Genomic DNA, 8,052 nt, shown 5'->3' with positions numbered 1-8,052 from the left:
TATTAATAATAAGGTGCGAAAAGATGAACAGTTGATATTTTTGGGTTATTTTTTTGAATATTTTATTTTCTGCCATTATCGCCTATCTGATAAATTATAGCATGTCCTTAGTAAAAAAAATCACCGCCAGCAGAAGCAGCTTGCAAACAGCAACTTCCGCCGACGGCAAAAACTAGAATGATGTTCTATGCGGAAACTTCATTTTCGTCAGTTTCTTCAGAGGAAGATTCCAAAGAACTTTCTGTAACAACATTGACTTTTGAAAAAGCCGTTGACTCAATCTCTTTTCTGATTTTCAGCGGATTTCTTTACTTTATCAATGGAAATCTTGTATGCCACTTTGAACAGTCTAATTTTGTATTTTGAAGGCCTATATATTTTAGAATAACCGCATTGCACAGCCTTCGCAGATAATATTCATAATCTGTAATTCGGACTTCAGATTTCGGATATTTATTATTATCCTTGATATTTGATGATTCAGTTTCCGCAACAAACAAATTCTCATGGAACAATTTATTTCTCAAATTTGAATATGTTGACAACGATAATCTTAAAAAATCTTCTTTTGAAAATTCTTTTTTCTTCAAATTATAATTCATATCAGCAGTATATAATTGGATATAGTTTATATTTAGTTTTTCAAGCATTTGCGCAATATTTCTGCCTGCTTCTTTTTCAATCTTTATATTAGGATAATATGATTTCAAAAACTGCTTGCAAAAAGCTTCTAGTCCAGAAAAACATAAAAAATATGTTATTTCTATACACGGTCTGCGCATATGAAATGGTTCTGTAACTTTGTAAACCAAACTTCTAAATTCTGAATTATGTTCAGTGTCAAAAACAGAACCTTTTTTCATATTACACAAGTCATTTTTATCTATAAGCTTTAAATAAAGTTTCTCTACAATTTCTTTCTGAATATCAAAATACATTGAAAAAGGGGCACTTGCACCTCGTCGTTCAAAATCAGCTTCATACGAATCACTTATACAGTTTTCATCTTTTATCAGCTTAATAATTACATCTTGCTGCTGCACAAACGTTAATACAGGCTGCATATAAAAAATGAATTCATTTGCATCAGTTTCATTTGTTTCAATATAGCCTGTAAGATTATAATGATACTTATCTTTTGAAACTTTCACTTCGTCCCAAAATGGCAAATGATATTTTTTAGGTTCAAAATTAAAACCATTGAAAGAAAATGCCTGTTCAAAAAAGAAACCGTAAACAGCAAATCTCATTATTTTTCTCCTACGCTATTAATCATCAGGTTCAATAATTTCTCCAGACATTGCTTTGCATACTTTCAATTTAAGAATTTCATTCTCAAAGAAAATTATAACATATTTTTAGCGGATTTGCAGGGGAAATTCAGTTTTCTATATATAGAACTCCATTTTCGTACAGTGTTTCTGGCGCAATATCTATGTCATCATTCCAGACAGCAGTCTGACCATTAGTACAAACAGAATTAAACAACGAAACATCCGCAAGAGGTTTGTACATCGGGTATTCCAAATAAGGCTTCATGTCGAAAATCTTTTTTACGCCTTGCTCAAACGTGAGAAGCAATCTATATCCATTTAGAGGTTTTACATTTTTTACAGTCCAAACAGAATTCATAAAAGATCCTATTGCAGAGGAAGAATTTTCACCAAGTTTTCCTTGTTCTTTGCAAGTTCCCAGGGGGAAAGCAACTAATTTGCTGTTTTTATAAACGCCTTGTACAAGGCCTCAGCCATCATCTTTTTCATAAACTCGTATTTCTGCTTGTCCTCGAACCAGGACTGATACGCTTCCATATTTTCCATGTATGAATTTTGGAGAGTGTCATCAAACGACTTGGGCATTATATTGTTCTCAAACATCTGACGGCCGTTTGAGCGCGCCGACTGCATCAGTTTCTTGTCCTGCCTCATTGTGTTGTAGACATCCTCAAAAATAACGCGGTCGCGCTCTGTAAATTTTGCTCCGAATTCCTCGTTTATCTTTTTTATGACTTCTGAAAGCGGAGTTTTCTTTTCCTTTTCGCCCACACTGTTTTTTATCCGCTGCGGCTCAATAACGCCGTTCTCTTTCTTCAGCTCAACAGCGCCTTCAAATGTCTTTTCAAGCTTATAATATTCAAGCTTAATCTTGCTCGTAATATCAATCATTGTCTCCTTGTCCTGCGGAACAAGTTTTTCAAGATACTTGCAGAACAGATACTCGCGGTGCAGGTCTTTGGAGAACATACGGATTATCTGGGCAATAAAGTTGTACCATTTTACAAACGAGCGAAGCAGTTTTCTGAACTGGTAACGCTGCTCCTGGTTAAGGCCGTTGTAGCCGTCAACAACAGGCTTCAAGGCGTTTGTAATCATTGCCTGCCGTGAAGGATTCTTTTTTTCTTTTAAATAGATGTCTGTAACGTTTTTAATATCTTCATCATTGTAAATCTTGTAGCTGCGCAGCATTTTCTGCGTCTTGTAAATCAGGTTTTTATTCAGCTCCTCCTTTAATTCTGTTGTCTGATAATACGGCTGGAACGCCTCAAGAATCTGCTCTTTTGTATTAACAAAGTCCAGAACAAAAGTGTCTTCCTTTCCGTCGCAAGTCCGGTTCAGGCGGCTAAGAGTCTGCACAGCCTTTACATCGCGGAGCTTCTTGTCAACAATCATCGTATGAAGATAGCTTTCGCTGAATCCTGTCTGATATTTTTCCGCTACAATAAGAATGTTTCCTTCGTTATGGAAAACCTGCTTTGTCTGCGCTTCTGAAACAGAATTTCCGTTATGGTCTTTGTTCATCGAGCTTTCTTTGTATTCCGTTTCGGCAGGGTCTTCCGGGTCTTTCAGGCTTCCTGAAAACGCTATGAAAATTTCAAGGTTCTTATACGCCTCGTCTTTTTTTGCCTCATTTTCTATGTAGCGTTTTATCTCATGAAAATAGCGGACGGCAGCAAGGCGGCTTGCGGTAACAACCATCATTTTTCCGCGTCCGTTGATCGCGTTTCGAGTCCTGTCCATATAGGTTTCAACAATAATCTGCGCTTTCTGCTGCAGGTTATGCGGATGCAGCTCTTCATAACGCCTGATAAGTTTTGCGCTCTTTGACGCAAAGACCTGCGGATCATCCGGAGATTCCTGAATAATCTTGTAGCAGTTTTTATATGTCGTATAGTTTTCAAGGACATTCATGATAAAGCCTTCTTCTATGGCCTGCCTCATTGAATAGATATGGAACGGCCTGTAGCTTCCGTCTGTCTGCTTCTGGCCGAACATTTCAAGCGTCTTGTTTTTTGGAGTGGCGGTAAAGGCAAAGAAACTTAAATTCTTGTGGTTTCCATGGGAAGCCATTTCCCTTATAAGCTCGTCCTCTCTGTCATCTGACTTTTCCTCAGCCTCCGCTTCTATTGCCTCCCACTCCTTAAGAGCATCGGTTTTGTCTGCAAGCGCGATTTTAAGCTTCTTTGCGCTGTCGCCAGTCTGGCTTGAATGAGCCTCGTCAACAATAACAGCGAACTTTTTGCCTTCCGTTCCTTCCACCTGCTCGTAGATAACAGGAAACTTCTGCAAGGTTGTGATTATTATGCGCTTTCCGTCGTTGATTGCATTTCTAAGGGCTTTCGATTTCCGCTCGCCGTCCACCTCGGTCTTGTCATCAATAGCGATTACGCTTCCAAGCGTGTGGTCAAAGCCGGAAACAGTTTCCTGAAGCTGCTGGTCCAAAACCTTGCGGTCTGTGATGATTATTACAGAATTGAACATCGGCCTGTCATTGTCATCAAAAAGAGAGGCAAGACGGTAAGCTATCCAGGCAATGCTGTTGCTCTTTCCAGAGCCTGCGCTGTGCTCAATCAGATAGTTTTTTCCGCTGCCGTTTTCCTTTGCATCGGCGATAATCTTACGCACAACGTCCAGCTGATGATAGCGCGGAAATATAATTCTTTTTACAAGCTTAGTTTCCTCTTTGCCATTGCCGTTTATAAAAGTTTCCTCGTGCCTGTCAAAATGAATGAACTTCTGGAAAAGCTCCAGCAGCTTGTCTTTCTGAAAAACTTCTTTCCATATATATGAAGTTACATAGTCGCCGTCTAAAGTCTGCGGATTTCCCGCGCCGCCGTCAGTTCCTGCTCCGTTTGAGCCTTGATTGAACGGCAGAAAATCGTCTTCCTTTGCAGGCTTTTTTGTCGCCATAAAGGCATTGTACAAATCAACGCAGAAGAAAACCAGAACGCGGTGATTGAACTTGAAGCAGCTTTCTTTTGCGTCGCGGTCGTTAATCCATTGGATTTTCGCATTGTCCGTGCTCTGCCCCGTAAGCTGATTCTTAAGCTCGGCCGCAACAAGCGGAATTCCGTTCACGGCAAGCATAAGGTCAACAGAGTTATTGTTTTCTGTGGAATAATGCCACTGGCGCACACAATGGCACACATTCTGCTTATAATGCTCAAGCGCAGTCTGGTTCAGCGCATTTTCCGGCTTAAAATAGCACACCTTGAATTCAATTCCCAAATGCTTGAATCCGTGCCGCAGAACAGAAACCATTCCGTCATTATTGACCGCGTCCTCAAAGCTCTGGTAAAACTTATGCTCCGTGCTGTCAGGATTCATTTTTTCAAAGCGCGCCCAGGCTTTTGGCTGAGTATCCTTAACGAATCCAATCAAGGTCGCAATATCAAGCGCGTAGCCGTCGGCATTTCCGGCCCTGTAGCCGGCATCAATGCATTTTGTCCAGCCGCCTTCCTGTGAGATTAAGTATTTTTCAATGTCTGCTTCAAACTGTTTTTCTGTGTCCGGCATAATTAAACCTATTTTTTACCCAAATTCTGTATTTCATCAATAAGCAAATCCACATTGCACATAGTATAATCACCAGAATATGAATCTTGATTTCTAACCCGCAATAGCTTTGCATTCTCTAACGCAACATTTAAATTATTCTTCAAGAGCTTATATATATCATTTTTTTCAAGCCATTCTTGTTTCTTGCAATATCCAGAAATATATTTGCATAGCTCTTTTATTAAAACATCTTGATTCTTATAATTCTGTTTTGGCAGGACATAATGCAATAAAAACCATGCTTCAAAACAAGGCATGGAATCTGCAACTTCAATTCCCTGCCCCTTTAATTTGTCAGGATTGTTAATCAAGTCCAATGTCGCTTTCGGAAGTTTTTGCGTTAGCAGAACATCCCTGTCAAAAACAAGCCAGACATAATCATAAGCTCCTGATTTCTGCTCTTCTTTGGCATAATCCAATAAAGTTCTTAAATTGCTATGCTTTGGAAGATCGGGCCGAATTTTCAAGGAAGAATATCTTTCAAAACCTTTTAAACGCTCAAAATATATCTTTTCTGTTGTGCCTTCCACTACCAGCAGCATTGTCTTCTGAGCAGGCTTATTTTTTCTGGCTCTGTATTTGATATTACTGCCCATTGAACAAATCCTTTAACTTTTGAATATCAATATTAGGCAAGGCCCCAAATTTTCCAGCCTGATACAGTTTTTTTCTGGAAGTTTCTTTCCTTAATCCTGAATAATCAGATATGGAATCATAAACACTGTTTCCTTTTTCAGTCTTGCCGCAAAACCAGACTTCATCATCCAGCAACAAGCCAGAGTCAAGCAGTTCCTGATTGTGGGTTGTGAACAACAGCTGTGAGTCTTTTGACAATTCAAGAAATAACCGCAAGAAGGCTTCAACTAAATCCTGATGCAATGAAGATTCCAATTCGTCGATTATTGCCATGCTAGTTGCACAAGAGTCTACGAGCGGTTTTATAAGTTCAAGCAGTCTGATTGTGCCGGAAGACTCAAAGCCCAAAGGCAAAGGATAATTTCTGCCATTATATTGATGAAAAACTGTCGCGCGGCGAGTTACATTTTTTTCCGCAGTATCATCATTTGGATTAACACTTTCTTTTTTTGCAGTTTCAACCTTAATATTGGAAATTGAGCCGAAATCTGAATACGACAAAAAACCGACAGCCTTTTTGTTGAACGAATCGTCTTCATCAAGTCTTTTTAAAATATCTTGAGAAATTCCGTCCGGGAAAATTCCGATATAATCTTTAAACCTAGCTGCAATATAAGTGAACACATCCTTGATTACTGTAAGATTTGTTTTAGAGCTGGCAGAAATGACAGTGCAGTTCGGCATAACAATATCTTCAACAGACTTTTTAGCGCCCTTTACGGAGCTTCCCCATTCGATATTATTCTCTGTGCGGTTAAATATAAGCCTAGGAAGTTTCTTAGGATAATAGCTTAATGACTCCTCTACAATTTTTTTACGGTTCATTTTCAAGCGGTAGCTGTATTTCACATACCGGCTTTCCTCGCTGCTCAACACAAAGAAATTCAAATCAAATTCTCCGCAAATAGAGTCCATCTGCTCATCTGTAAAAAGGAAAGGAATTAAAGGAATCTCTGAATTCGGCCTGCTGCTGTAGAAAGAATAAATCATAAAGTTAAGATAAAATCTTAGCGCAAGCGCAATATTTGACTTGCCTGCGGCATTCGCCCCGTAAACACAGGCCATTTTCAATAACTTTGTTCCCCCAACTTCAATATAGTGAAGAGAATCCGCCTCGTCATAACCGGAAGGCTGAAAACTAACCGTTTGCTTCTCACTGATTGAATATGTATTTGCAATGGAAAAATCAATAATCATAACAAACCTCTTCTGTATTATCGCCAGAAAAAGCAAAAATTAACACCATTTTTGCAAAATTTACGCAAAAATTCAATTACTTTTAACAATAAACAGTGATAGTAAATATATTTTACACTCTCCTTTTTCCGGTTACGGCTTCAAAAATCAGGGATTTCTTGTATTCGGCAAGGTCTTTTATGAGCGACTGTTTTTCTGAAATAAGGGAATCGATTTGGGCGCATTTTTTGTCCAGGAATTTTGCGATGGATTCCTGCTCGGAAATCGGGGGAAGAATAATACTTACTTTTGAAAGTATTTTCTTTGTAATGCTAAATAATTTTACCCCTGAACAATTACATCGAATTTGTGTTCTCCAAGCATCTGTTAAAAATAAATAAGCCAAATATTTATTTTCATTCTGATACTTTGATGAAAAAATAATTGTATGATAACCAGCAAATATAATTTCATCAGAATTAACATATGCACAATTTCCACAGCCCTCTAAATCTTCAGAAGTATCCGCAAAAATAAAATCGCCTTTCTTTACAAGTGATTCTGAATTAGATTTCAAATAAGATTTATCTACAAATCGAATTAATTCATTACAAATTGAAACTCCATTATTATTTTTAGAATGTATCTGACCATAACTAATAACTGAAATTCCAGAATCTTTTAAATTTTCTTTTGTAATCGGCAATCCTTTTTTAAAGTTAAAATATGATTTTAACCTTTGCACTTCCCACGTTTCCGGAATCTCGCCGAGCCATTCAATTCCGCTGTTTTTCTTTTTGCAGCTTAAGTTTTTCCCGGTAACCGCCTCAAAAATAACGGACTGCTTCCATGCCTTGTACTCTTCTATCGACTTTTTTGACTCCTCGATTATCGAATCAATCTGGGCGCATTTCTTGTCAAGAAAGCCTGCGATTTTTGTCTGCTCGGAAAGCGGAGGAAAAGGTACTTTTATAGACTTAAATTCTGAAGAATAAGTTCTCCACCGCATCTGCATAATTCCACGACCTTCTGTATAACATTTTCCATTAAATTGTGGAGTTCTGAATAAATAATGATAATATTTCGGAAAGATTAAATCTAAGTTTTTAGGAGAATAAACATCATAAGCAGGGCTTGTTACTCCATCAAAATCAGATATTCCCAAAGCACCCATCCAGCATAGAATTATATTTACAACTAAATCGTTTTTATAAACATGCTTATATCCATCGGCATTTTGTGCTTTATTTCCTGTGGTCTGTTCAATATCGTTATGCTGCAAAACGCCTTTATCTGTATAAACTGAAATTAGATTTACTTCAGAAAGAGGTTTATAATTTCGCTCATCTCGAATTTCAAACAAATATCTAATTTGCCTTGTCGTCCACTCATCCGGGATTTTTCC

6 protein-coding genes are annotated in these 8,052 nt (G+C 38.0%); all 6 read right to left on the bottom strand.

Translation table 11 applies throughout. The features are described 5' to 3' along the window. Nucleotides 1-308: 308 nt before the first annotated feature. On the bottom strand, nt 309-1,250 hold the full coding sequence (locus B4C08_RS08265) for a hypothetical protein (RefSeq protein ID WP_296664349.1): 942 nt from the start codon (nt 1,248-1,250) through the stop codon (nt 309-311). 130 nt (nt 1,251-1,380) lie between these two features. Beyond that, nucleotides 1,381-1,632, bottom strand: coding sequence for a DUF2442 domain-containing protein (locus B4C08_RS08260; protein ID WP_296664348.1), 252 nt, complete (start codon nt 1,630-1,632; stop codon nt 1,381-1,383). A gap of 74 nt (nt 1,633-1,706) precedes the next feature. Next, the gene (locus B4C08_RS08255; protein WP_296664347.1) at nt 1,707-4,793 is read right to left on the bottom strand and encodes a type I restriction endonuclease subunit R; all 3,087 of its coding nucleotides are present in this window, start codon (nt 4,791-4,793) and stop codon (nt 1,707-1,709) included. A gap of 8 nt (nt 4,794-4,801) precedes the next feature. Next, nucleotides 4,802-5,365, bottom strand: coding sequence for an RloB family protein (locus tag B4C08_RS08250; RefSeq protein ID WP_296664346.1), 564 nt, complete (start codon nt 5,363-5,365; stop codon nt 4,802-4,804). A gap of 55 nt (nt 5,366-5,420) precedes the next feature. Beyond that, complete coding sequence (locus tag B4C08_RS08245) at nt 5,421-6,668, bottom strand: AAA family ATPase (RefSeq protein ID WP_296664345.1); 1,248 nt, start codon at nt 6,666-6,668, stop codon at nt 5,421-5,423. A 112-nt stretch (nt 6,669-6,780) separates the two neighbouring features. Beyond that, on the bottom strand, nt 6,781-8,052 hold a 1,272-nt coding region (locus B4C08_RS08240; protein WP_296664344.1), incomplete at its 5' end, for a restriction endonuclease subunit S.

Source organism: Treponema sp. UBA753, assembly GCF_002297325.1.
GTDB lineage: Bacteria > Spirochaetota > Spirochaetia > Treponematales > Treponemataceae > Treponema_D.
Note: the sequence above shows the minus strand (reverse complement) of the source record. Positions and strands in the feature narration are given on the sequence as shown.

Coding starts and splice junctions, on each gene's coding strand:
- B4C08_RS08265 (WP_296664349.1), bottom strand. CDS start 1,250: ATGAGATTTGCTGTTTACGGTTTCTTTTTTGAACAGGCATTTTCTTTC.
- B4C08_RS08260 (WP_296664348.1), bottom strand. CDS start 1,632: ATGAATTCTGTTTGGACTGTAAAAAATGTAAAACCTCTAAATGGATAT.
- B4C08_RS08255 (WP_296664347.1), bottom strand. CDS start 4,793: ATGCCGGACACAGAAAAACAGTTTGAAGCAGACATTGAAAAATACTTA.
- B4C08_RS08245 (WP_296664345.1), bottom strand. CDS start 6,668: ATGATTATTGATTTTTCCATTGCAAATACATATTCAATCAGTGAGAAG.